The sequence below is a fragment of the Mesorhizobium sp. M7D.F.Ca.US.004.01.2.1 genome (assembly GCF_003997785.1).
GTDB classification, from domain to species: Bacteria; Pseudomonadota; Alphaproteobacteria; order Rhizobiales; family Rhizobiaceae; genus Mesorhizobium; species Mesorhizobium loti.
On the sequence record NZ_RZRQ01000073.1, the window covers coordinates 1 to 22257 of the forward strand.

The 22257-nt window shown below is 61.9% G+C and carries 22 protein-coding genes and 1 pseudogene; 16 read left to right on the forward strand and 7 right to left on the reverse strand.

Annotation, left to right across the window (positions count from 1 at the left end):
* Together EN993_RS13075 and ald are read right to left on the reverse strand one after the other, a co-directional pair.
* On the reverse strand, window positions 1–1190 hold a 1190-nt coding region (locus EN993_RS13075; protein WP_164757649.1), incomplete at its 3' end, for an outer membrane beta-barrel protein.
* A 221-nt stretch (window positions 1191–1411) separates the two neighbouring features.
* The gene (ald, locus tag EN993_RS13080; RefSeq protein ID WP_127263509.1) at window positions 1412–2527 is read right to left on the reverse strand and encodes an alanine dehydrogenase; all 1116 of its coding nucleotides are present in this window, start codon (window positions 2525–2527) and stop codon (window positions 1412–1414) included.
* Window positions 2528–2683: 156 nt separating this feature from the next.
* Between ald and EN993_RS13085 the strand changes: the two genes are divergently transcribed.
* Complete coding sequence (locus EN993_RS13085; protein ID WP_010909317.1) at window positions 2684–3157, forward strand: Lrp/AsnC family transcriptional regulator; 474 nt, start codon at window positions 2684–2686, stop codon at window positions 3155–3157.
* On the opposite strand, the gene EN993_RS13090 is transcribed toward EN993_RS13085, so the two are convergent.
* Window positions 3154–3804: a 5-formyltetrahydrofolate cyclo-ligase gene (locus tag EN993_RS13090; RefSeq protein WP_109672316.1), complete on the reverse strand. Its 651-nt coding sequence runs from the start codon at window positions 3802–3804 to the stop codon at window positions 3154–3156. The genes EN993_RS13085 and EN993_RS13090 overlap by 4 nt on opposite strands.
* Window positions 3805–3970: 166 nt before the next feature.
* On the opposite strand from EN993_RS13090, the gene EN993_RS13095 reads away from it, so the two are divergent.
* Both EN993_RS13095 and EN993_RS13100 read left to right on the forward strand, forming a co-directional pair.
* The gene (locus EN993_RS13095) at window positions 3971–5236 is read left to right on the forward strand and encodes an NAD(P)/FAD-dependent oxidoreductase (protein ID WP_109672319.1); all 1266 of its coding nucleotides are present in this window, start codon (window positions 3971–3973) and stop codon (window positions 5234–5236) included.
* Between the two features lie 148 nt (window positions 5237–5384).
* On the forward strand, window positions 5385–7361 hold the full coding sequence (locus EN993_RS13100) for a bifunctional 2',3'-cyclic-nucleotide 2'-phosphodiesterase/3'-nucleotidase (RefSeq protein WP_109672321.1): 1977 nt from the start codon (window positions 5385–5387) through the stop codon (window positions 7359–7361).
* An 86-nt stretch (window positions 7362–7447) separates the two neighbouring features.
* Here the strand turns inward: EN993_RS13100 and EN993_RS13105 are convergent.
* The 3 genes and pseudogenes from EN993_RS13105 to EN993_RS38440 all read right to left on the reverse strand — a co-directional run.
* Window positions 7448–8395, reverse strand: a pseudogene (locus EN993_RS13105) (glycerophosphodiester phosphodiesterase family protein); the annotation flags it as partial.
* 137 nt (window positions 8396–8532) lie between these two features.
* Complete coding sequence (locus EN993_RS13110) at window positions 8533–9789, reverse strand: cyclopropane-fatty-acyl-phospholipid synthase family protein (RefSeq protein WP_109672360.1); 1257 nt, start codon at window positions 9787–9789, stop codon at window positions 8533–8535.
* 59 nt (window positions 9790–9848) lie between these two features.
* The gene (locus EN993_RS38440; protein ID WP_342770067.1) at window positions 9849–10133 is read right to left on the reverse strand and encodes a DUF1365 family protein; all 285 of its coding nucleotides are present in this window, start codon (window positions 10131–10133) and stop codon (window positions 9849–9851) included.
* A 6-nt stretch (window positions 10134–10139) separates the two neighbouring features.
* On the opposite strand from EN993_RS38440, the gene EN993_RS38335 reads away from it, so the two are divergent.
* From EN993_RS38335 to kdsA, 4 genes are all read left to right on the forward strand, one after another.
* Window positions 10140–10268, forward strand: coding sequence for a hypothetical protein (locus EN993_RS38335; RefSeq protein ID WP_281036067.1), 129 nt, complete (start codon window positions 10140–10142; stop codon window positions 10266–10268).
* A 98-nt stretch (window positions 10269–10366) separates the two neighbouring features.
* Window positions 10367–10657, forward strand: a complete 291-nt coding sequence (locus EN993_RS13115) for a Dabb family protein (RefSeq protein ID WP_013531473.1) — start codon at window positions 10367–10369, stop codon at window positions 10655–10657.
* 116 nt (window positions 10658–10773) lie between these two features.
* Window positions 10774–11658 carry a VOC family protein gene (locus EN993_RS13120; RefSeq protein ID WP_127263511.1) on the forward strand — a complete coding sequence of 295 codons (885 nt, stop codon included), beginning with the start codon at window positions 10774–10776 and terminating at the stop codon, window positions 11656–11658.
* Complete coding sequence (gene kdsA, locus EN993_RS13125) at window positions 11655–12515, forward strand: 3-deoxy-8-phosphooctulonate synthase (protein WP_127263513.1); 861 nt, start codon at window positions 11655–11657, stop codon at window positions 12513–12515. The genes EN993_RS13120 and kdsA overlap by 4 nt, the downstream gene beginning before the upstream one ends.
* 28 nt (window positions 12516–12543) lie before the next feature.
* Here the strand turns inward: kdsA and EN993_RS13130 are convergent, their stop codons facing one another.
* Window positions 12544–13227, reverse strand: coding sequence for a hypothetical protein (locus EN993_RS13130; RefSeq protein ID WP_127263515.1), 684 nt, complete (start codon window positions 13225–13227; stop codon window positions 12544–12546).
* 145 nt (window positions 13228–13372) lie between these two features.
* On the opposite strand from EN993_RS13130, the gene EN993_RS13135 reads away from it, so the two are divergent.
* The 9 genes from EN993_RS13135 to EN993_RS13180 all read left to right on the forward strand — a co-directional run.
* On the forward strand, window positions 13373–13576 hold the full coding sequence (locus EN993_RS13135; protein WP_027045027.1) for a dodecin family protein: 204 nt from the start codon (window positions 13373–13375) through the stop codon (window positions 13574–13576).
* An 85-nt stretch (window positions 13577–13661) separates the two neighbouring features.
* Window positions 13662–14027 carry a PRC-barrel domain-containing protein gene (locus EN993_RS13140; protein WP_109672337.1) on the forward strand — a complete coding sequence of 122 codons (366 nt, stop codon included), beginning with the start codon at window positions 13662–13664 and terminating at the stop codon, window positions 14025–14027.
* A 378-nt stretch (window positions 14028–14405) separates the two neighbouring features.
* Window positions 14406–15680, forward strand: a complete 1275-nt coding sequence (eno, locus tag EN993_RS13150; RefSeq protein ID WP_127263517.1) for a phosphopyruvate hydratase — start codon at window positions 14406–14408, stop codon at window positions 15678–15680.
* Window positions 15681–15850: 170 nt separating this feature from the next.
* Entirely contained in the window at window positions 15851–16174 is a 324-nt protein-coding gene (locus tag EN993_RS13155; protein ID WP_127263519.1) for a septum formation initiator family protein, read from the forward strand.
* 193 nt (window positions 16175–16367) lie between these two features.
* On the forward strand, window positions 16368–17405 hold the full coding sequence (gene pdhA, locus EN993_RS13160; RefSeq protein ID WP_126069177.1) for a pyruvate dehydrogenase (acetyl-transferring) E1 component subunit alpha: 1038 nt from the start codon (window positions 16368–16370) through the stop codon (window positions 17403–17405).
* Between the two features lie 15 nt (window positions 17406–17420).
* Window positions 17421–18824: a pyruvate dehydrogenase complex E1 component subunit beta gene (locus tag EN993_RS13165; protein ID WP_126069176.1), complete on the forward strand. Its 1404-nt coding sequence runs from the start codon at window positions 17421–17423 to the stop codon at window positions 18822–18824.
* Between the two features lie 18 nt (window positions 18825–18842).
* Complete coding sequence (locus tag EN993_RS13170; protein WP_127263521.1) at window positions 18843–20222, forward strand: pyruvate dehydrogenase complex dihydrolipoamide acetyltransferase; 1380 nt, start codon at window positions 18843–18845, stop codon at window positions 20220–20222.
* Window positions 20223–20488: 266 nt separating this feature from the next.
* Window positions 20489–21475 (forward strand): ABC transporter substrate-binding protein, encoded by a 987-nt coding sequence (locus EN993_RS13175; protein WP_127263523.1) that lies wholly within the window; start codon window positions 20489–20491, stop codon window positions 21473–21475.
* Between the two features lie 90 nt (window positions 21476–21565).
* On the forward strand, window positions 21566–22257 hold a 692-nt coding region (locus EN993_RS13180; protein WP_164757650.1), incomplete at its 3' end, for an ABC transporter permease subunit.

Genomic DNA, 22257 nt, shown 5'->3' on the forward strand with positions numbered 1-22257 from the left:
TTCTGATACTGCGAATAGCGGTACTCGAGACCGACGGTCATATTGCTGGAAACGGCTGTTTCCAGGCCGCCACCGATCGAGAAGCCGCTGGAGCCCCAGTCGTAGATGTCGGCGCTGCCGCCACCCGGTGCTTCTGCATGCAGATCAAAATGCTGCCAGCTGTAACCGCCGAGCACATAGGCCAGGGTTGATTCGTTGACCTTGGCACCAATTCGAGCGAGGGCATCGAAGCCATAGTCGGCGTCGCCCTTGATTGAGCCACCGCCGAGATCGAGCTTGGACTGGATGCCAGAATAACGGGCGTCCAACTGAACGCCTGCGACCCAGCTGCCGAAATCATGATCATAACCGACGCTGGCCTCGCCGAACACGCCTTCGCCGCCGATGCCGTCCAACTCAACGGCACCTAGGAGCGTCAGGTCATGCACCATCGTGCCGGCACCGAGCGCACCTCCAACATAGAACCCGCTCCAGTTGTAGGCTGGGGTAGCAAAAGAAGTGCCGCCACCATTCTGCGCGCCGAAGCGATAGTTGGCAGCAATATGGAAGGTGTGGGTGGACGGCTCGACGTTCAGAGGGGCGCCGCCAAGATTGAGGACCGACTTGTCGCCGTAGTCTGCATAGCGATATTCGGTCTTCAGCGTCCAGTTGCCACGCAGCGCGGTTTCCATGCCAACGCCGAGAACATAGCCACTGCGGTCCTGCGAAAATTCCAAGCCGTCCGCTGCGCCCGACCCATCAAGCTTGAAATGCTGCCAGGTATAGCCACCAAGCACATAGCCCAGCGTATTCTGATTGAGCAGGTAGCCGGCGCGCAGGCCAACATCGAAGCCATAGGAGTTTGTCAGATCGACATCGCCACCTGCAATGCTCAACGAGGGACCGATGTTGCTCAAATTCGCGTCGATGAAACCGCCGAGCAGGAAACGCTCCGAAACCATGTAGTCGTAGCCTGCGGTCAATTCACCAAACACGCCATTTCCACCAAGGCCATTGAAGCCCAGGCCCGGCACGCTGAACTTATGCACACTGGCGCCAAAGCCGCCGCCAATGCCGACGTAGGCTCCGCTCCAGTTGAAGCCGCTCGCTTCGACTGGCTGCACGACGTCGGCCGCGTGAGCGGCAGACATCAAAGCTACGAGTGACACAGCGGAAAAAAGAAAAGACTTCGCAGAAACGCGAATGAACATAGCCCAAACCCCTAATTAATAAGCCCGGAATCTTCCTAGCAAGGAGTCGGCTAATTTAGGTATGGCAAAAATGCAACAATGTTAGGCAAAGTGCCGTAACGGCACATGTTTTTGATTCCGAATTGCCTGAAAAACAGGCGCCGATATCCTTGATTTCTCGAAGAAAAACCCGCCGGCGTAAACCGGCGGGCTGACAGGAGAAAGTTTTCCTAGGTGAGATTTCAGGCCGCGAGAACAGCTTTCGGCTCGACCAGTTCGTAGCCGAGTGCTTCGGCGACCGCCCGGTTGGTGATCTTGCCCTTGTGGACATTGAGGCCGTTGCGCAAATGATGGTCGTCGACCAGCGCCTTCAGGCCCTTGTCGGCAAGCTGCAGGCCGTAGTGAAGCGTCGCGTTGTTGAGCGCATGGGCTGACGTGACCGGCACCGCGCCCGGCATGTTGGCGACGCAATAGTGGATGACGCCGTCGACCTCGTAGGTCGGATCGGCGTGAGTGGTGGCATGCGAGGTCTCGAAGCAGCCGCCCTGGTCGATGGCGACGTCGACCAGCACCGAGCCCTTCTTCATGCCCGAGAGCATTTCGCGCGAAACCAGCTTGGGCGCCGCGGCGCCCGGGATCAGCACCGCGCCGACGATGATGTCGGCCGAAAAGCACTCTTCTTCCAGCGCTTCGACAGTCGAGTAGCGGGTATGGACGCGACCGGTGAAGAGGTCGTCGAGCTGGCGCAATCTCGGGATCGAACGATCGATGATGGTGACATCGGCTCCAAGCCCGACCGCCATCCTGGCAGCGTGCAGGCCGACAACGCCGCCGCCGAGCACGGTGACCTTGCCGGGCAGCACGCCGGGCACGCCGCCGAGCAGCACGCCGCGGCCGCCATTGGCCTTCTGCAGCGCCGTGGCTCCGGCCTGGATCGACAGACGTCCGGCGACTTCCGACATCGGCGCCAGCAGCGGCAGGCCGCCACGATCGTCGGTCACGGTCTCGTAGGCGATTGCCGTCACGCCGGACGCAAGCAGGCCCTTGGTCTGTTCCGGATCCGGGGCAAGATGAAGATAGGTGTACAGGATCTGGCCTTCGCGCAGCTGCGCCCATTCGTTGGGCTGCGGCTCCTTGACCTTGACGATCATGTCCGACTTGGCGAACACGTCGGCGGCCGTCTTGGCAATCGTGGCGCCGGCGGCGCGGTAGGCGTTGTCATCGGCGCCGATGCCGGCCCCGGCGCCGGTCTCGACCAGCACTTCGTGGCCGTGGGCGACATATTCGCGGACCGAGCCGGGGGTGAGGCCGACGCGATATTCGTGGTTCTTGATTTCCTTGGGGCAGCCGACGCGCATTTTCTTCTCCTGATCCGGCCCTTTTGGGCTCGTTCCCTGTATGGATGGAGTGAACCACGAATCGGTGTGCAGGTGTTTGCGAATGCGCTTGCGCGGATGGGCGCGTTTCGATAATTGTTGCGCAAAATAGCAGGATATTCGCAGGATTCACGAAAAATGCCGCTCGACAGGATTGATATCGCCATTCTCGAGACTCTGCAGAAGGATGGCAGGATACCCAATGCAGCACTTGCCGAGAAGGTTGGCCTGTCGCAGTCGGCCTGTTCGCGCCGGCTCGACAATCTGGAGAAATCCGGAACCATCCGCGGCTACCACGCCCGGCTTTCCAATGCAGCACTTGGCCACCAGATGACGGCGATCGTGCACATATCGCTGTCGGGACAGTTCGAGAAGACGCTGTCGGATTTCGAGGCGGCGATCAAGCGCTGCCCGAACGTGCTGTCGTGCCATCTGATGTCGGGCGAATACGACTACATCCTGCGCATCGCGGCAAAGGATCTCGTCGACTATGAGCGCATCCACAAGGAATGGCTGTCGGCGATGCCGCATGTGACCAAGATCAATTCGTCCTTTGCCTTGCGCGAAATCGTCGACCGGACCGCCATGGGCATGAAGCCGGAAATGGCCTAGGTCACCGTTACGATCCGATCCATCGGGATATCGTGCGGTTGCGGATAGATGGTGGCGATGCGCTGCAGCTCATAGCCGACGCCGATGACCAGCGGCTTGAATGGCATGGCGGCCAGTGTGCGGTCGAAGAAGCCGCCACCATAGCCCAGGCGATAGTTTGACGGATCGATGCCGACGATCGGCGAGATGACGATGTCGGGCAGCACCGGATCGCCCTCGGCGGGGATCGGGATGTTCCAGATGCCTTTTTCCAGCCGATCTCCGGATTTGTAGGTACGGAAGATCAGCGGTTGCCCTTTCTCCACGACGATAGGCAGCGCTGTGCGGCCACCGCGTTCATTGATGGACGCCATCCATGGCCGTAGATCCGGCTCGCCGCGAAACGGCCAGTAAAGGCTGACCATGCGGCCGGCGATCTCGCCGATGATCGCGTCGAGGCCTTCGGCGATGCGTTGCGACATGACGGTTCGCGCGTCGGCCGAAACGGCAAGACGCGCGGCGATCAGGCGTTCGCGCTCGGCCTTGCGCCAGCGCCTAACATCGGTCCAGTCGCTTAGAGGCGCACGGAATTCCGGATCGAGTTCATGCATGAAACAGGGCGGCGAAGAATATTGCGCCGGAGCCTCATCGTCATGATCGTCGGCCATGCCTCACCTCATCGCGTGTTCGATGACGCTATACCTCGCGATACGATACAACATGTGCATTCACGACATGGAACGACGAGTCTCAGGCACCGGCGGTCTGTTGCTGCGTTGCACAAAAGTACCTACATCTGGGGCAGGCAATATTGCCCGTCAGGGGTGAATTGAGATGAACCAGGCCAGCCTTCGTATCGTCGTTGTCGGCGCGGGTTTCGGTGGTCTCGAATTCACGCGAGCGCTTGGTGGCGCACCGGTGCGCATCACCATGATCGACAAGCGCAACCATCACCTTTTCCAGCCACTGCTCTACCAGGTGGCGACCACGGCGCTGGCGACGTCCGAGATCGCTTGGCCGGTCCGCCACCTCCTGCGCAAGCGCAAGGATGTGACGACGCTGCTTGCCAATGTTGTCGGCATCGATCGTGCCGGCAAAAAAGTCCTGCTCGATGACGGTAGCGCGGTCGCTTACGACACGCTGCTGCTCGCCACCGGTGCCCGCCACGCCTATTTCGGCCATGACGAATGGGAGTCTTTCGCGCCCGGCCTGAAGACGCTGGAGGACGCCACCACGGTTCGGCGGCGCATTCTTTTGGCCTTCGAGCAGGCCGAGCGAGAAACCGATCCCGCCAAACGCCAGGCGCTGCTGACCATTGCAATCGTCGGCGGCGGGCCGACCGGCGTTGAGCTGGCCGGCACCATCGTCGAGCTCGCGCACGACACGCTGCACGGCGAGTTTCGCAACATCGACACGCGGCAAACGCGCGTGGTGCTGATCGAAGCCGGTGACCGCATCCTTGCCAATTTCGCACCGAAACTTTCCGACTATGCCGGCAAAGCGCTCGAGCGGCTGGGCGTAACGATCGAACTCGGCCGGGCTGTTACGCGTTGCGACGCCGAGGGCGTCGTCTTCGGCGACAAGCAATTGGCGGCGAAGACGATCCTGTGGGCGGCGGGCGTTGCCGCTTCACCAGCCGCCGAATGGCTCGGCGCGGCCGCGGACCGGGCGGGCAGGGTGCTGGTCGAGCCTGATCTGAGCGTGCCTGGCAGCCCGGAGATTTTCGTCATCGGCGATGCCGCTCATGTCCTGCGGCCTGACGGGCGGCCCGTTCCCGGCGTAGCACCAGCCGCCAAGCAGCAGGGCCGGCATGTTGCCACCACCTTGAAGGCGCGGCTTGCCGGCGACACCGTCGCGCGGCCGTTCCGCTACCGGCATGACGGCGATCTCGCCACGATCGGCAAGCGCGCCGCGGTGATCGATTTCGGCTGGATCAAGCTGACCGGCTGGGCGGCCTGGTGGCTGTGGGGGATTGCTCACATCTATTTCCTGATCGGCTTTCGCAACCGGCTTGCGGTTTCGTTGAGCTGGCTATGGATCTACGCGACGGGCCAGCGCAGCGCGCGGCTGATCACCCAGGGCGACGACGACAAGGGCTGATCTTCTTCGGCTGCGTATGTTCATCCGCGCGTCATCTGTTGCTGATCGACTGATGTTTGGCGCGCGCAACTTCTTGAATGGACTTGGATGAGTTTCAGAGCGAAATTCGCTTTGGGGCAGGGCCTGTTACGTCGTCGAAGGAGAAAACATGTCGCAACTGCTCCATCCCGTGTCCCGCCGCGATCTCCTTGCGGGCGCCGCCGCAGGGGCACTGATCATGCTGCATCCGTTCTCCGCCCGCGCTCAAGGTAACCAGGCGCATCTCCGGATCATGGAAACCACCGACATCCATGTGAACGTGCTGCCTTACGATTATTACGCCGACAAAGCGAACGACTCGATGGGGCTGTCGCGTACGGCTTCCCTGATCGACGCCGTACGCAAGGAAGCCGTGAATTCCATGCTGATCGACAATGGCGACCTGCTGCAGGGCAACCCGATGGGCGACTACATCGCCTATGAGAAAGGACTGAAGGACGGCGACCTGCATCCGATCATGAAAGGCATGAACCTGCTCGGCTACGAGTGCTCGACGCTCGGCAACCACGAATTCAACTACGGCCTGTCATTCCTGGACAAGGTGCTGGCCGGCGCTAATTTCCCCTTCGTCTGCGCCAATCTGATCCGCGGCACCGAGCTGGCCGCGAACCCGCGCGACGACAAACTCTACCTCAAGCCCTATGTCATCCTCGACAAGAAGATCAAGGACGGTTCGGGCGCCGAACTGCCGATCAGGATCGGCATCATCGGCTTCGTGCCGCCGCAGATCATGGTCTGGGATCTCAAGAACCTCGAAGGCAGCGTCAAGACGCGTGACATCGTCGAGGCGGCCAAGGCCTGGGTGCCGCAGATGAAGGAAGAGGGCGCCGACATCGTCATCGCGCTCTCGCATTCCGGCATCGACGTGAAGCAGGGCGACATGATGGAGAACGCTTCGTTCTTTGTCGCCGGTGTCGATGGCATCGATGCGGTGTTCACCGGTCACCAGCATCTGGTGTTCCCCGGCAAGAAGGACTTCCAGTCGCTTGAAGGTGTCGACACGCAGAAAGGCACGCTGCAGGGCAAACCCGCCGTCATGGGTGGATTCTGGGGCTCGCATATGGGGCTGATCGACCTGATGCTGGAACGCGACGGGTCGAAATGGAAGGTCGTTTCAGCCACTTCCGAGGCGCGGCCGATCTTCGAGCGCGTCGACAACAAGAACAAGCCGACTGTCCCCGACGACAAGCGCATCATCGCGGCACTCGAGCAGGACCACCAGGCGACACTGGCGTATGTGCGGCGTCCCGTCGGCAAGACCTCCGCGCCGCTCTATTCCTATTTCGCGCTGGTCGCCGACGATCCGTCGGTGCAGGTCGTTAGCCAGGCGCAGACCTGGTACCTCAGGGACATTCTCAAGAACACGCAATGGAAGGATGTGCCGCTGCTGTCGGCGGCCGCTCCGTTCAAGGCCGGCGGGCGCAACGGCGCCGACTATTATACCGACGTGCCGGCAGGCGATATCGCTATCAAGAACGTTGCCGACCTCTACCTCTATCCCAACACCGTGCGTGCGGTCGAAATCACCGGTGCGCAGGTCAAGGAATGGCTGGAAATGTCGGCCGGCATCTTCAACCGGATCGAGCCAGGGAAGGCCGATCAGGCCCTGATCAACACCGACTTCCCATCCTACAATTTCGACGTCATCGACGGCGTCACCTACAGGATAGATCTGTCGCAGCCGCCGAAATACGATGCCAAGGGCGGGCTGGCGAACGCCGGCGCCAACCGTATCGTCGACCTGAGTTTCGATGGAAAACCAATTGATCCCAAACAAAAATTCGTCGTTGCGACCAACAATTACCGAGCCGGCGGCGGCGGCAATTTCCCCGACATCAATGCCTCGAAGATCATCTACGAAGCGCCGGACACCAATCGCGACGTCATCGTTCGCTACATCGTCAGCGAGGGCACGATCAACCCGTCGGCGGACGGCAACTGGTCGTTCGCACCATTGCCTGGAACCAGCGCCGTGTTCGAAACCGGCGCCAGGGCGAAGGATTTCATTGCCGAGGTGAAGTTGCTGAAGATCGAGCCGGCGGGTGAGGGCGAAGCAGGATTCGCGAAATACCGCATCCTGCTTTGAAGGGTGGTTCGGTTCGGGTCGGCTCGAATCCAGGCCCTATGGCGTGGATTCAGCCGGCGGCGCGAACGCTTCTTGATGTCAGGCATGATGAGATCCAGCGCATCCGTGGAAATGCCGCCGGAATAGCCGTTCGGCAGCTGCTTGATCAGTTCGGGATCGTCGAGCCCTTGCGAAAAGTCGCCGCCGGAATAAGGGCCGCGCAGGTAGACGCGGCTATCGACGCCTTGCATGCGATCGAGAAACCGGTTTGGCCAACCCCACATCCATTTTGCGATGTTGACGGGGATGAGCAAGGTGCCATTGCGGCAGGCATCTGGAACGTAGCCGCTCCAGCCAATCGCGGCATAGCGCAGGATGCATTGCGTCAGCGACGCGCGGCTTAGCGTATGCATGTCCGGTAGCGCGGCCTTGACCGCGGCAACCGGATTGTCGCCGCCATAGACCGACAGATAGAAGCGTTCGGCAGGCGACAGCGTGGCGAGCCGTGCGGCCAGCTTTTCGCCTTCGCCCGGGTCGTTGCTCTTGACGTTGATGTTGAAGCGGTGGGCCGGGAAATGCGACAGAACCTCATCCAGCGATGGCATCATGCCGATACCCGTCCCGCGAAAGGGAAAACTCTTGCCGCCATCCGCGGTGTAGCCATAGCCGACATCGAGCGTCTTCAACTCGGCCATGGAATGGTTGCGTGTTTCTCCCTTGCCTTCCGTGCGACAATCCAGCGTCCAGTCGTGGAAGACGGCGAACTTGCCGTCCGTCGTCGGGTGGACATCCAGTTCAAGCGCGTCAGCGCCCAGCGCGAAGGCGGCCTCCATCGAGGGGATCGTGTTTTCGAGGTAGGCATGGCGCGGCGGCAACATGCGACTGGCCGTGCAAGTCTCACCCGTTATACCTTCACGTGCGTAGTCCTGAGCAAGGCCGCGATGGGCGAGCACCTCCGGGCTGCCGGCGCGGCTCGACAACAGAGAGGTGTTGTTGAGCCGGATGCCCGCCGCAGCGACAACAATGACGCCGAAGAAGATCGTCCGTTTGCGCATCAGGTGATTTCCGATTCGTCCGTCCTGCGCGGCATCCTGCTTCGCGATTGGACTTTTTGACGGCGACCGAGCGACGATATCGAGATCATGCTCGACATCGCCTGGTCAGCGGCAATGAATCGAAGAGCGTTCTCGACTTACGCCTTGTAGACCACCTGGCGCACGTCGATGTAGCTGGCGCGGAATCCGGCCTCGCAATAGTGCAGGTAGAACTCCCAGAGCTTCTTGAAGCGGTCGTCGAAGCCGAGCGGGACGATCTTCTCCCATGACGCCCAGAACCGGTGGCGCCATTCGGCGAGCGTACGCGCGTAATCGTCCGGAAACACGCGCTCGCGCAGATGGGCAAGGCCGTGATCCTTGCCGAGTGCTTTCAGGATCGACGGCGTCGGCAGCATGCCGCCCGGGAAAACGTAGCGCTGGATGAAATCGGGCCTTGCGCGATACGTATCGTAGGCGGCTTCGTTGATGGTGATGATCTGCAGGCCGGCGGTGCCGCCGGGCCTCAGGCAGGCCTTCATCTTGCCGAAAAACACAGGCCAGTATTTCTCGCCGACCGCCTCGAACATCTCGATCGAGGCGATGCGGTCATAGGTGCCGGTTTCGTCGCGATAGTCCTGCAGCTTGATGTCGACCTTGTCGGCAAGCCCGGCCTTGGCGATACGCGCCTTGGCGAAATCGTGCTGCTCGCGGCTGATCGTCAGCCCGGTCACCCGGCAGCCGATCTCGCGTGCTGCGAATTCGGCGAAGCCGCCCCAGCCACAGCCGATTTCCAGCACGTGGTCCTTCGGACCTATCCCTGTATCCTTCGCCAACGCACGATATTTGGCGGCTTGCGCGCTTTCCAGGTCGTTGGCACCTGTCGTGTAGAGCGCCGAAGAATAGGTCATGCTCGGATCGAGCCATTCCTTGTAGAAGGCGTTACCGAGGTCGTAATGCGCCGAGATGTTGCGCTTCGAGCCGGTGCGCGTGTTCTGGTTGAACCAGTGGCGAATGCGCTGGACGGTATTGATCAGCCAGCTGGTGCCGCCCGCGATACGCTCGCCGACGACCGAATTGACCACGAACAGCTCCAGGAAGCTGGTCACGTCGGGGCTGTCCCAATCGCCGTCCATGTAGGATTCGGCAACGCCGATCGTGCCGCCAGAAAAGGCGCGGCCCGGCAAGCGCCAGTTCTTGAGCACCAGTTCGGCGTCCGGGCCGGGTCCCTTGCCGCCGACGAGGACGGCGCGCCCGTCCGGCATCCTGACCTTGAGCGACCCGCGTGGCAGGTTCATCGCCGCTGACAGCACCATGCGGGCCTTGGCCGGCAGGCCCTTGACGATCTCGGCAAAATTGAATTCGTCCAGCCTGACCGCGTCGCTCAATGCTGCGCCAAAATGTTCCTTGTGTGCCATCTCACGCCCCTGGATTTCCGCGGTGTCGGCGCAAATTGCCGGGCCGCGGTTCTCTTGGATCATTCGCCGGGTTCGAACGCCTTTGCCTCATCACGGGTGCTGACCGGCTGAGTGAAGGGCGGGCTCGAACGAAAAGCGCGCGCTCCTTTTCCCCTGAGCTTCAGCACTTCCCAGTGAATCCCTGCGACAATCTTCCACGTCATGAGGGGGGACTTCAAGAGGCAGGCTGCAAACGGGGCTGTGCCAAGCGGGGTCGCTCTCGCTGGCGTGGATCTGCCTTTTACACAGCAAGGGCCGAACGCGCCAAAAACGCCTATGGCTGCTCCCTTGCTTGTGCGATAGATTTAGCCATGCGTTATGTAGTCGTCATTGCCGCCATCACGTTTTTCCTGATCTGGGACGGCCTATACAATCAGGGCCGGTATCTGGACTCCACGGTAAGGGGTGTCTCGCACGTCGTGCGATCCGTCACCGGCTAGCGTCCATTCGAACGACTGGCAGCCGCGACATCCTTGTCGATTGACGCCACCGTCCTGCCGTCACAAAAGACCCCAGCATTTTGATCGAGGAGGCGGGGTTGATCCGACATATCGTTTTCTTCAGCGCGCGGCGTAAAGAGGATGTCGAGGCCGTGCGCACCGGTCTGTTGGCGCTCGGCAACATCCCCCATTCCAGCCTTTTCGAGGTCACCTTGAACACCAAGGTCGATCCGCTGTCGGATGAGGTCGACGTGGTCGTCTATGCGGAGTTCGCCGATGACGCCGCGCTGGCCGCCTACAAGGCGCACCCGCTCTACGCGCAGACCACCAGCAAGGTCAAACCAATGCGCGAACTGCGTTATTCCGCCGATGTTGTGGCCGGCAGCTGATCGAGGACTGCCCCAGATGATGCCTTTTTTCGGCGTCGGTGAACTGGTGAGGCGAACTGGCCGGGATTGCGATCATGTCTTGAACCGGTTTGCGGAATGATGCACATCGCGCCTGCATGACCCGAACCACTGGCACTCATCCGCTCGATCACCTGGTGCTGCCGACGCAGAGCCTTGAGGTGGCGCGAGCCCGGCTCGCCGCGCTTGGCTTCGTCGTTGCCCCGACCGGCATCCATCCCTTCGGAACCGAAAACTGCTGTGTGTTCCTCGCCGATGGCGCCTATCTGGAGCCGCTGGCGATCGGTGATGAACGGGCCGCGACGCAGGCCATTGCAGAGAGCAATGTGTTCGTCACGCGCGACCGCATCTATCGCGAGAGCAACGGCGATGAGGGCTTTTCGGCGATGGTCCTTGCAACCGGCAACGTCGACGCCGACCATGCGCGCTACCTCGAAGCAGGCATCTCGGCGGGCGACATGCTGAGCTTCTCGCGCGCCTTCACGGACACGGCGGGCAAAAGCGACATCGCATCGTTCAAGCTCGCCTTCGCGGCCGGAGCCGAAGCCACGGACGCCTTCCTGTTTGCCTGCGAGCGGGTCAACGCGCCTGATGTGGACCGCACGGCTTTGCAGGCCCACGCCAACGGCGCCACCGGAATTGTCGAGATCGTTGCGGTCAGCGATGCGCCTGGAGAACAGCATCGGCTGATTTCCGTGGCGGTAGACGCTCCGACCGCCAATGGGCATGGCGGCACGTCTCACTTGCCGAATGCAGATTTGACCGTGCTTGATCGCGCGTCTTTCACCGCGCGCTTTGGCCTGCCGGCTGGCGCGCCGACGGACCTTCGCTTCGCCGCTGTGGTCTTTTCGGTCCGGCGCGCCGATGTCACATCGAGGCTGCTTGCAGCCAATTCCATCCAACACGATATAGCGGGCAATGATATTGTCGTGCAGCCTGCGCCTGGACAGGGCGCGGCTTTCATTTTCCGGGAGATCCCATGAGCAAGCCGCAAGCGCCCAATTCGATGGCGCCCAATTCGTCGGTAACCGTCGGCAATGTCGTCTTCGACAACAATGCGGCGCTGTCGCTGATCGCCGGCCCTTGCCAGTTTGAATCGCGCCAGCATGCCTTCGACATGGCCGGCGCGCTGAAGGAACTGACCGGCAAGCTCGGCATAGGCCTCGTCTACAAGACCAGCTACGACAAGGCCAACCGCACCTCACTGTCCGCGACCCGGGGTGCCGGCATGGACGCAGCCCTTCCCGTCTTCGACGAACTGCGCAAGGAATTTTCACTCCCCGTGCTGACCGATGTCCACACCGAGGAGCAGTGCGCCATCGTCGCGCCGCATGTGGACGTCCTGCAGATTCCGGCTTTCCTGTCGCGCCAGACCGACATGCTGGTCGCCGCCGCCAAAACCGGCAAGGTGATCAACGTGAAGAAGGGACAATTCCTCGCCCCTTGGGACATGAAGAACGTCGTCGCCAAGATTACCGGCTCCGGCAACGCCAATGTGCTGACCACCGAGCGCGGCGCGTCCTTTGGCTACAACACACTGGTGTCCGACATGCGTGCTCTGCCCATCATGGCCGAGATCGGCGCGCCGGTGATCTTCGACGCCACGCACTCGGTGCAGCAGCCGGGCGGGCAGGGCGGATCCTCGGGTGGTGAACGCCGCTTTGTCGAGACGCTGGCCCGCGCGGCTGTCGCTGTCGGCGTTGCCGGCGTGTTCATCGAGACCCACCAGGATCCGGATAATTCGACCTCTTCCGACGGCCCGAACATGCTGCCGTTGAAGGACATGCCGGCCCTGCTCGAGCGGCTGATGGCATTCGATCGCATCGCCAAGGGCCTCTGAAACGTCCGAGGATACTTCCGGCATCGCATCAATTGTTCTGGCCCGACCGCCTCATGTCGATCGCGAACACCGCATAATAGTCGACGCCCGGCATCGGCGCCGTGACCGTCAGGATCCAGCGGACATTACCGTGCTGGCGCTCGTAGACCGGCGGTCCGTTGGATGGCAGCGCGTCCGCCGGGATTGCGAACGCAAAGGGGATGCCCGCGCTCGACTGCACCGAACCACGCGGGACGACGAGCTTTTCCTGGTATTTGAGTTCTTCCTTGTAGGTCGATTTGTCCTCCGCGATGGTGTTCACAATTGGTCCGCCGACGCGGTAGGTGCGAATGCAACGAAGTAGGACGGTGTAGTCGCCGCTGGGGCTGAGGTCGCGGCTGGAGCGAACCAGGCCCTCGAAGTGTCCGCCGGGTCTTGCCGGGCCGGCCTGCAGTGTCGTCGCACCGAATTTGCGCACGCGCAGCGTGTCGCGGATCGCCTTTGGCAACGCGTAGAGCCCGATCACCCCGAACACGACCGGTACGAAGACGAGCGGATTGAATTCGCGGTCGGTCACATCGAAGTTGAGCGGCAGCTCGAAATACCAGGGGATCAGGATGGCGATCAGCACCATGGCGCCGGCAAAGAAGTAGCCGCTGGACGCGTTGGCGGCATTGGCGTCGACCACCGGCGGCTGCGCCGCTGCTGGCTGCTGACTGCGCCTTCGGGCCATTGCCGCCTCCCCAAACGACTGGACGCCCCTTCAATGCCACGCCGGGCGGCGGCATGACAATGGTCCCAGGGGCGCCAGCGCTTGTGATCGGCATAAGCCGGCTGTACGCTTGCCCGGCAAATGAGCGTTTTGGCAGGAGGAAGCCATGTCTGTTGCCCGCGTCACCGAAATCACATCATCGTCGAAGAAGAGCTTTCAGGACGCCATCGAAAAGGGAATTGCGCGCGCTTCGAAAACCCTGAAGAACGTCGAAGGCGCCTGGATCCAGGATCAGAAGATCGTTGTCGAAGACGGCAAGATTGCTGCCTATCGCGTCAACATGAAGGTCACCTTCATCCTCGCGGAGTGAACCGATCGTCGCCGAAAAAAGTCGGGAACTTTCGCCCGCGCCCCTCATTGTCAAAGCATAGATCAACGACAATGAGGAGCACATCATGACAACCCAGACGGGCCACACCCAAGCCATTGCCGCTTCGCGAGTCATCGGCACTTCGGTCTACAACACCGAAGGTAAGAGCATCGGCAGCATCCAGGACGTCATGCTCGACAAGACGTCGAACGGCATCATGTTCGCGGTGATTGGTTTCGGAGGCTTCCTCGGCATCGGCGAAAAATATCATGCCATTCCGTGGGCCAGCCTCGACTATGACGAGGACAAGGGCGGCTATGTCGTGCCGTTCTCCAAGGAGCAGTTGAAGGCGGCGCCTGCCTATTCGATCAACGAACTGACCGACGCGGATGGCGAGACCGCTCGCGACGCCTCCTACGACTACTACAAGGTCACGCCTTACTGGCACTGACGGCTCAAAACCAAAATGGCCCCGTCGAGACGGGGCCATTTTGGTTTGATGTGGCAGCTATTCGCTGATGTGCACGGGGGCCATCGCCTTGGGTGGCGACTGCTGATTGTCGCACGACGTCAGGAACGCAGCCGCGATCAGGAACAAACTCACGATACCGCTCAACTGGGACATGGCGAAACCTCCTGTTTCGCCCCGCGCACCCACATCATAGCCGCAAGCCGGTCCGCCGTACATGACTTATGATGACAGCGATTTGCGCTTCGTGAATCGTTCGGGGCTGACGCCACGGCAATAATTGCGAGCCGGCCGATTGCCTTTTGCAGCACTTTGGCTAAGACGTGCGCGACATCAGTCAGATCAATCGAGGACATCGCAATGACCGCCATCATCGACATTGTCGGGCGTGAAATCCTGGACAGCCGTGGAAATCCGACCGTCGAGGTCGATGTCATTCTCGAAGACGGCTCGATGGGCCGCGCGGCGGTCCCGTCGGGCGCCTCGACCGGTGCCCACGAGGCCGTCGAACTGCGCGACGGCGGCGCCCGCTATCTCGGCAAGGGCGTGCTCAAGGCCGTCGAAGCGGTGAACGGTGAGCTGTTCGAGGCGATCGGCGGCATGGAGGCCGAAAACCAGATCCATATCGACCAGACCATGATCGAGCTTGACGGCACGCCCAACAAGAGCCGGCTCGGCGCCAACGCCATTCTCGGCGTCTCCCTGGCGGTGGCCAAGGCCGCGGCCGAAGCCGCCGGCCTGCCGCTCTACCGCTATGTCGGCGGCACCAAGGCACACGTCCTGCCGGTGCCGATGATGAACATCATCAATGGCGGCGCGCATGCCGACAACCCGATCGACTTCCAGGAATTCATGATCATGCCGATCGGCGCGCCGACGCTGCGCGAAGGGGTGCGCTGGGGTTCGGAAATCTTCCACACGTTGCGCAAGAAACTGAAGGACGCCGGCCACAACACCAATGTCGGCGATGAGGGCGGCTTTGCCCCGAACCTGAAAAGCGCGCCGGTGGCGCTCGACTTCATCATGGAATCGATCGAGCAGGCCGGCTTCAAGCCGGGCGAGGAGATCGCGCTCGGCCTTGATTGCGCGGCGACCGAGTTCTTCAAGGACGGCAACTACGTCTATGAGGGCGAGAAGAAGACACGTGACCCCAAGGCCCAGGCCAAATACCTGGCCAAGCTTGCCGCCGATTATCCGATCATCTCGATCGAGGACGGCTTGGCCGAGGACGACTGGGAAGGCTGGAAGTACCTCACCGACCTGATCGGCAAGAAGACCCAGCTGGTCGGCGACGACCTGTTCGTCACCAACACCGCACGGCTGCGCGACGGCATCCGCATGGGCGTTGCCAATTCGATCCTAGTCAAGGTCAACCAGATCGGCTCGCTGACGGAAACGCTCGACGCCGTCGAAACCGCGCACAAGGCCGGCTACACCGCCGTCATGTCTCACCGCTCGGGCGAAACCGAGGATTCGACCATCGCCGATCTCGCGGTTGCCACCAATTGCGGACAGATCAAGACCGGCTCGCTGTCGCGCTCCGACCGCATGGCCAAGTACAATCAGCTGATCCGCATCGAGGAAGAGCTCGGCAAGCAGGCAAGCTATGCCGGCAAGTCGGTGGTCAAGGACTGATCCGCAAGCATTCGGGATTCGGGATCCCGGATATCGGATGAAAGGGCGGGAGCATTCCCGCCCTTTTTCATTTCGGCTCGCCAAACCGGTCACCCGTAACCGTCCGTTAAGCACAATCGGGCGAAAAAGGTCGTGAGCCGCCTGAGTTCGCGGCCGAGAGGAATCGGGCGATGTGGACGCGTCAGCACAAGCAGAGAAACACCGGCCGGCTGATCATTCCCTCGCTCTGCGTGGCGTTCCTGGCCTATTTTGGCTTTCATGCCTATCACGGTGAATTCGGCATCTATTCGAAATATCAGCTGGAAGCCCAGACGGTTGCGCTGCAGAGCCAGCTCGATGCGATCAAGGCGCGCCGCATGGAACTCGAGCGCCGCGTTCGACTGATGCATGAAGGCACGCTGGAGAAGGACATGCTCGACGAGCAGGCGCGCAAGGCGCTCAATCTGTCCCAGGCTGATGAAATCACCATCATGTTGCCGGCGGCGGCGAAATAACCGATATCGAGTTAATCGCCAATATTTTCAATGATTTTAATCGCTTAGGCGCATGCCAGCTATGCAAATTCGGCATGGCGCAACGCTTTAACGCGTGTTAGCCTCCCTCAAATCGGTGGGGAGGAGCTGATCTCCCCAGAGCAGATTTCCTCTGCTCTAATGTCCACAAAGAGACGCCAACAGGGAGTGATGCATGGCCACCGCCGCCAGAAAAGCGCCTGCCAAATCCAAATCCGACGGCAAATCGGGGCTTTCGGCCCCCAAGCCCGCCGAATTCACCAAGGACGAAGAGCTTGCCGCTTACCGGCACATGCTGCTCATCCGCCGCTTCGAGGAAAAGGCCGGCCAGCTTTACGGCATGGGCTTCATCGGCGGCTTCTGCCATCTCTATATCGGCCAGGAAGCGGTCGTCACCGGCATGAAGATGGCGCTGATCGACGGCGATCAGATGATCACCGCCTATCGCGACCACGGTCACATGCTGGCGATGGAGCTGTCGCCGCGTGGCGTCATGGCCGAGCTGACCGGGCGTCGCGGCGGCTTGTCACGGGGCAAGGGCGGCTCCATGCATATGTTCTCCAAGGAAAAGCACTTTTACGGCGGCCACGGCATCGTCGGCGCGCAGGTGTCGCTCGGCACGGGCTTGGCCTTCGCCAACCGCTACCGCGACAACAACAATGTCTCGCTGACCTATTTCGGCGACGGTGCGGCCAACCAGGGCCAGGTCTATGAAAGCTTCAACATGGCCTCGCTGTGGAAGCTGCCGGTGATCTACATCATCGAGAACAACCGCTATGCCATGGGCACCTCGGTCTCGCGCTCGTCGGCCGAGACGGACTTTTCGCATCGCGGCGCCTCCTTCAAGATTCCCGGCATCCAGGTCGACGGCATGGATGTCCGCGCCGTCAAGGCGGCGGGCGACCTGGCCACCGAATGGTGCCGTGCCGGCAACGGCCCATTGATCCTCGAAATGCAGACCTATCGCTATCGCGGCCACTCGATGTCCGATCCGGCGAAGTATCGCTCCAAGGAAGAAGTGCAGAAGATGCGCTCCGAGCATGACCCGATCGAACAGGTCAAGGCGCGGCTGATCGAGAAGAAGTGGGCGACCGAGGACGAACTCAAGACCATCGACAAGGAGGTCCGCGACATCGTCGCCGACGCCGCCGAATTTGCCCAGAACGACGCGGAGCCGGATCCGTCCGAGCTCTGGACCAATATCGTATTGTAACGGGAGGGCAAGGACATGCCGATCGAAATTCTCATGCCCGCTCTCTCGCCGACCATGGAAGAGGGCAATCTTTCCAAGTGGTTGAAGAACGAGGGCGACAAGGTCGTCGCCGGCGACGTCATCGCCGAGATCGAGACCGACAAGGCGACGATGGAAGTCGAAGCCGTTGACGAAGGCACGCTGGGCAAGATCCTGATCGCTGCCGGCACCGAAGGCGTCAAGGTCAACACACCCATCGCCGTGCTGTTGCAGGACGGCGAAAGTGCCGGTGATATCGGCAAGGCCGCGGCTTCCGCCAAGGTGGAAGCACCCGCAAAGGCAGAGGCTCCAGCCGCCGCCGAGGACAAGGCGGAGGCCACAAAGCCGGCTGCCGCGCCGGTGGCTGCTGCTCCAAAGACGGAAATCGCCGCCGATCCGGACATTCCGGCCGGCACGGAGATGGTCTCGACCACGGTGCGTGAAGCGCTGCGTGACGCGATGGCCGAGGAAATGCGCCGCGATGGCGATGTCTTCGTCATGGGCGAGGAGGTCGCCGAATACCAGGGCGCCTACAAGATCACACAAGGGTTGCTGCAGGAGTTCGGGCCGCGGCGCGTCGTCGACACGCCGATCACCGAGCATGGCTTTGCCGGCGTTGGCGTTGGTGCTGCCATGGCTGGCCTGAAGCCGATCGTCGAGTTCATGACCTTCAACTTCGCCATGCAGGCGATCGACCAGATCATCAACTCCGCCGCCAAGACGCTCTATATGTCGGGCGGCCAGATGGGCGCGCCGATCGTGTTCCGGGGACCGAACGGCGCCGCCGCCCGGGTCGCTGCCCAGCACTCGCAGTGCTATGCCGCCTGGTATAGCCACATTCCGGGCCTGAAAGTGGTGATGCCTTACACCGCCGCCGACGCCAAGGGCTTGCTGAAGGCGGCGATCCGCGATCCGAACCCGGTAATCTTCCTCGAGAACGAAATCCTTTACGGCCAGTCCTTCGACGTGCCGAAGCTCGATGACTTCGTGCTGCCGATCGGCAAGGCGCGCATCCACAAGACCGGCAAGGACGTCACCATCGTGTCCTTCGGCATCGGCATGACCTATGCGGTCAAGGCTGAAGCCGAGTTGCGCGGCATGGGCATCGACGTCGAGATCATCGATCTCAGGACCATCCGCCCGCTCGACCTCGATACCATCGTCGCCTCGGTCAAGAAGACCAACCGGCTGATCGTTGTCGAAGAGGGATATCCGCAGAGCTCGGTCGGCGACCATATCGCCAACCAGGTGTCGCAGCGCGCCTTCGATTTCCTCGACGCGCCGGTCATCACCATTGCCGGCAAGGACGTCCCTATGCCCTATGCGGCCAACCTCGAGAAACTAGCTTTGCCGAATGTCGGCGAGGTCATCGAGGCGGTCAAAGCCGTCACGTATCGCTGAACCGGGCGGGAGGACAAAATGCCAATCAACATCACCATGCCGGCCCTGTCGCCCACAATGGAAGAGGGCAATCTGTCCAAGTGGCTCGTCAAGGAGGGCGACAAGGTTTCGCCCGGCGATGTCATCGCCGAGATCGAGACGGACAAGGCAACGATGGAAGTCGAAGCTGTCGATGAGGGCACGGTTGCAAAGCTCGTCGTTCCCGCCGGAACCGAAGGCGTCAAGGTCAATGCGTTGATCGCCGTGCTTGCCGCCGAAGGCGAGGATGCCGGCGCTGCCGCGAAAAGCGGTGGTGCTGCCGCACCAGCGAAAGCCGAGGCTCCGAAAGCGGATGCGCCGAAGGCGGAAGCACCAAAGGCTGAGGCACCAAAGGCCGAGCCTGCCGCAGCCGCACCCAAGGCAGAGGCGGCTCCGGTTGCCAACGGCCACGCGGCTGGCGAGCGCACCTTCGCCTCGCCGCTTGCGCGCCGCATCGCCAGGGAAGCTGGCGTCGATGTCTCTGCTGTGACCGGCACCGGCCCGCATGGCCGGGTGGTGAAGGCCGATGTCGACGCGGCGATTGCCGGTGGCGGTGCCAAGCCTGCCGCCAAGGCCGCGCCCGCTGGTGCGCCAGTGGCTCCGTCTGCTGCCGCCCCTGCGGTGAAGGCGATGTCGGACGATCAGGTGCTGAAGCTGTTCGAGGCTGGCTCCTACGACCTCGTCCCGCATGACAACATGCGCAAGACCATTGCGCGCCGGCTGGTCGAGGCCAAGACCACCATCCCGCATTTCTACCTGACGCTCGACTGTGAGCTCGATGCGCTGCTGGCGCTGCGCACGCAGATCAATGCGGCAGCGCCAGTGAAGAAGACCGATAAGGGCGACGCACCCGCCTACAAGCTGTCGGTCAACGACATGGTCATCAAGGCGATGGCGCTGGCGCTGAAGGCGGTGCCCGATGCCAATGCGTCATGGACCGAAACCGCCATGGTCAAGCACAAGCATGCCGATGTCGGCGTTGCCGTGTCGATCCCCGGCGGCCTGATCACGCCGATCATTCGGCATGCCGACGAAAAGACGCTGTCCACCATCTCCAACGAGATGAAGGATCTGGCCAGCCGGGCGCGCAGCCGCAAGCTGAAGCCGGAAGAGTATCAGGGCGGCACCACGGCGGTGTCCAACCTGGGCATGTTCGGCATCAAGGATTTTGCCGCAGTCATCAACCCGCCGCATGCGACCATCCTGGCGGTCGGTGCCGGCGAGGAGCGGGCAGTGGTCAAGAACGGCGAGATCAGAATAGCCACCGTGATGTCGGTGACGCTGTCGACCGACCACCGCGCCGTCGATGGTGCGCTGGGTGCCGAACTGCTCGTCGCCTTCAAGCGGCTGATCGAAAATCCGATGGGCATGCTGGTTTAGGACCTGTCTAGGCAGCGAAACCTTCGGGTGGGGCGGCCAGCTGCATCAAAGGATTGCCAGCCCGCCAGAGATCATGAGGCTCGTGGAACGCCGGTTCCGCGGGCCGTAACTGTTGTGCCGTGAGAGCATTTCGCGCGAAGCTGTTGCCTGATCGGGTCGCACACGCGCTGTGTCATCCACCAGTCATATGCGCCGTGCAGGGAGGACGGGACGGGGAGCCGGCCAGGAGCCGGACCGGTCATGCACAGACAGGACAGGAGGTCTCATTGAAGACGCACTTCATCAAGCTGCTGGCCAGCCAGCTGGCGCTCGCGGCAACTTTGTTTGCCGGCGTGGCAAACGCCGAAACGCTGACGCTCTATACATCACAGCCGGAAGCCGACGCGGCCAAGACCGTGGACGCCTTCAAGAAGGCGCAGCCCGGCATCGACGTGACCATCTATCGTTCGGGAACGAGCGACATCCTGACCAAGATGGCGGCCGAGTTTGCCGCCGGCAGCCCGCAGCCCGATGTGCTTTTGATCGCCGACGCGGTCTCGATGGAGCTGTTGAAGAAGGACGACCGGCTGCTGCCCTATCCCGAGGCCAAGCTCGACGGCATCGAGGCGGATGCCTATGACGCCGGCAAGACCTATTTCGGCAGCAAGCTGATCACCACCGGCATCGTCTACAACACCGCGGCTGCTGAAAAGCCGGAGCATTGGGCCGATCTCGCCAAGCCGGCCTATGCCGATGGCCTCGTCATGCCGAGCCCGCTCTATTCGGGTGCGGCCGCCTACCTGCTTTCGGGCTTTGTCGGCGACACCAATTATGGCTGGGATTTCTTTCAGAAACTCAAGACCAACAACACCGTCAGCGTGCGCGGCAATGGCGCCGTGCTGAAGTCGGTGGCATCAGGCGAGAAGCCCTATGGCATCCTCGTCGACTTCATGGCTATGAACGCCAAGAAGAAGGGCTCGCCGGTCGAATTCGTGTTCCCCAGCGAAGGCGTGCCGGCGGTGACCGAGCCGGTCGCCATCATGAAGACGGCCAAGAATGTCGACGGCGCCAAGAAGTTCGTCGACTTCATTCTCTCGGATGAGGGCCAGAAGCTGGCGCTGTCGATGGGCTATCTGCCGGCGCGCGCCTCGGTCGGCCGCCCCGAATGGCTGCCGGAAGGCGTCAAGGTCAAGGTGATGCCGTTCGACACCAAGGCAATCGTTGCCACGACCGACGCCGACAAGGCGAAGTTCTCGGACCTGTTCGGCGGCTGAGCGGGCAATCCCGGCGGGATGCCGTCCCAGCGGCATCCCTGACCGGCAAAACCCGATCGCATCGGCCGATCGATCCCAGGAAACGCAATCATGTCAACACGGATCAGGGAAAGCCGGGGCCAGGAAATGGCCCTGACGGCGGCGGCAGGCATCGTCATCGTCCTGCTGTCCCTGCTGCCGATGCTGCGTCTTATCAAGGAGATCGTGGCACCTGGCGGCACGCTGTCGACCGTCGCGATAAAGGCCGGGCTCGCCAGTCCCGCAACCTGGATCGCAACCTGGCATACGCTGGTCGTCGGCGTTGGCGGCACCCTGCTTGCGGTGCTGTCGGGAACGCTGGTGGCCGTCCTCATCACGCTGACCGACATACGCAGCCGCAGCGCCCTGGTGCTTTGCTATGTCATGCCATTGATGATCGCGCCGCAGGTGACGGCGCTGGCCTGGCTGCAATTGTTCGGCCCGGCAAGCCCGTTCCTGAAGCTCTTTGGCGCAGCACCGCCACTCGGCACCAAAAACCCGCTCTATTCCACGTCAGGCATCATCCTGCTGCTCGGCGTGCAGTATGGTCCGCTGGTCTTCCTGCTGGTGCGCGCCGGCCTGCGCAAGCTGCCGCGTGAACTGGTCGAGGCGGCGCGCGCCGGCGGCGCCGGCTGGTTCACCGTGCTGGTGACCATCGTGCTGCCGTTGATGACACCATCGATCATGGCGGCCCCCGCACTCCCCCTCCTCTCCCCCGTCGGCAATTTTGCCCTTTCTGCCTTTCTCCGCCTTCCCCCCCATTT

What these genes read in the sequence shown, in the direction of transcription:
- EN993_RS13110 (WP_109672360.1), bottom strand. Translation starts at nt 9,789, where the DNA reads ATGGCACACAAGGAACATTTTGGCGCAGCATTGAGCGACGCGGTCAGG.
- EN993_RS13165 (WP_126069176.1), top strand. Translation starts at nt 17,421, where the DNA reads ATGCCGATCGAAATTCTCATGCCCGCTCTCTCGCCGACCATGGAAGAG.
- kdsA (WP_127263513.1), top strand. Translation starts at nt 11,655, where the DNA reads ATGAGCAAGCCGCAAGCGCCCAATTCGATGGCGCCCAATTCGTCGGTA.
- EN993_RS13085 (WP_010909317.1), top strand. Translation starts at nt 2,684, where the DNA reads ATGCCGCTCGACAGGATTGATATCGCCATTCTCGAGACTCTGCAGAAG.
- EN993_RS38335 (WP_281036067.1), top strand. Translation starts at nt 10,140, where the DNA reads ATGCGTTATGTAGTCGTCATTGCCGCCATCACGTTTTTCCTGATCTGG.
- EN993_RS13170 (WP_127263521.1), top strand. Translation starts at nt 18,843, where the DNA reads ATGCCAATCAACATCACCATGCCGGCCCTGTCGCCCACAATGGAAGAG.
- ald (WP_127263509.1), bottom strand. Translation starts at nt 2,527, where the DNA reads ATGCGCGTCGGCTGCCCCAAGGAAATCAAGAACCACGAATATCGCGTC.
- eno (WP_127263517.1), top strand. Translation starts at nt 14,406, where the DNA reads ATGACCGCCATCATCGACATTGTCGGGCGTGAAATCCTGGACAGCCGT.
- EN993_RS13130 (WP_127263515.1), bottom strand. Translation starts at nt 13,227, where the DNA reads ATGGCCCGAAGGCGCAGTCAGCAGCCAGCAGCGGCGCAGCCGCCGGTG.
- EN993_RS13135 (WP_027045027.1), top strand. Translation starts at nt 13,373, where the DNA reads ATGTCTGTTGCCCGCGTCACCGAAATCACATCATCGTCGAAGAAGAGC.
- EN993_RS13120 (WP_127263511.1), top strand. Translation starts at nt 10,774, where the DNA reads ATGACCCGAACCACTGGCACTCATCCGCTCGATCACCTGGTGCTGCCG.
- pdhA (WP_126069177.1), top strand. Translation starts at nt 16,368, where the DNA reads ATGGCCACCGCCGCCAGAAAAGCGCCTGCCAAATCCAAATCCGACGGC.
- EN993_RS13095 (WP_109672319.1), top strand. Translation starts at nt 3,971, where the DNA reads ATGAACCAGGCCAGCCTTCGTATCGTCGTTGTCGGCGCGGGTTTCGGT.
- EN993_RS13100 (WP_109672321.1), top strand. Translation starts at nt 5,385, where the DNA reads ATGTCGCAACTGCTCCATCCCGTGTCCCGCCGCGATCTCCTTGCGGGC.
- EN993_RS13140 (WP_109672337.1), top strand. Translation starts at nt 13,662, where the DNA reads ATGACAACCCAGACGGGCCACACCCAAGCCATTGCCGCTTCGCGAGTC.
- EN993_RS13090 (WP_109672316.1), bottom strand. Translation starts at nt 3,804, where the DNA reads ATGGCCGACGATCATGACGATGAGGCTCCGGCGCAATATTCTTCGCCG.
- EN993_RS13155 (WP_127263519.1), top strand. Translation starts at nt 15,851, where the DNA reads ATGTGGACGCGTCAGCACAAGCAGAGAAACACCGGCCGGCTGATCATT.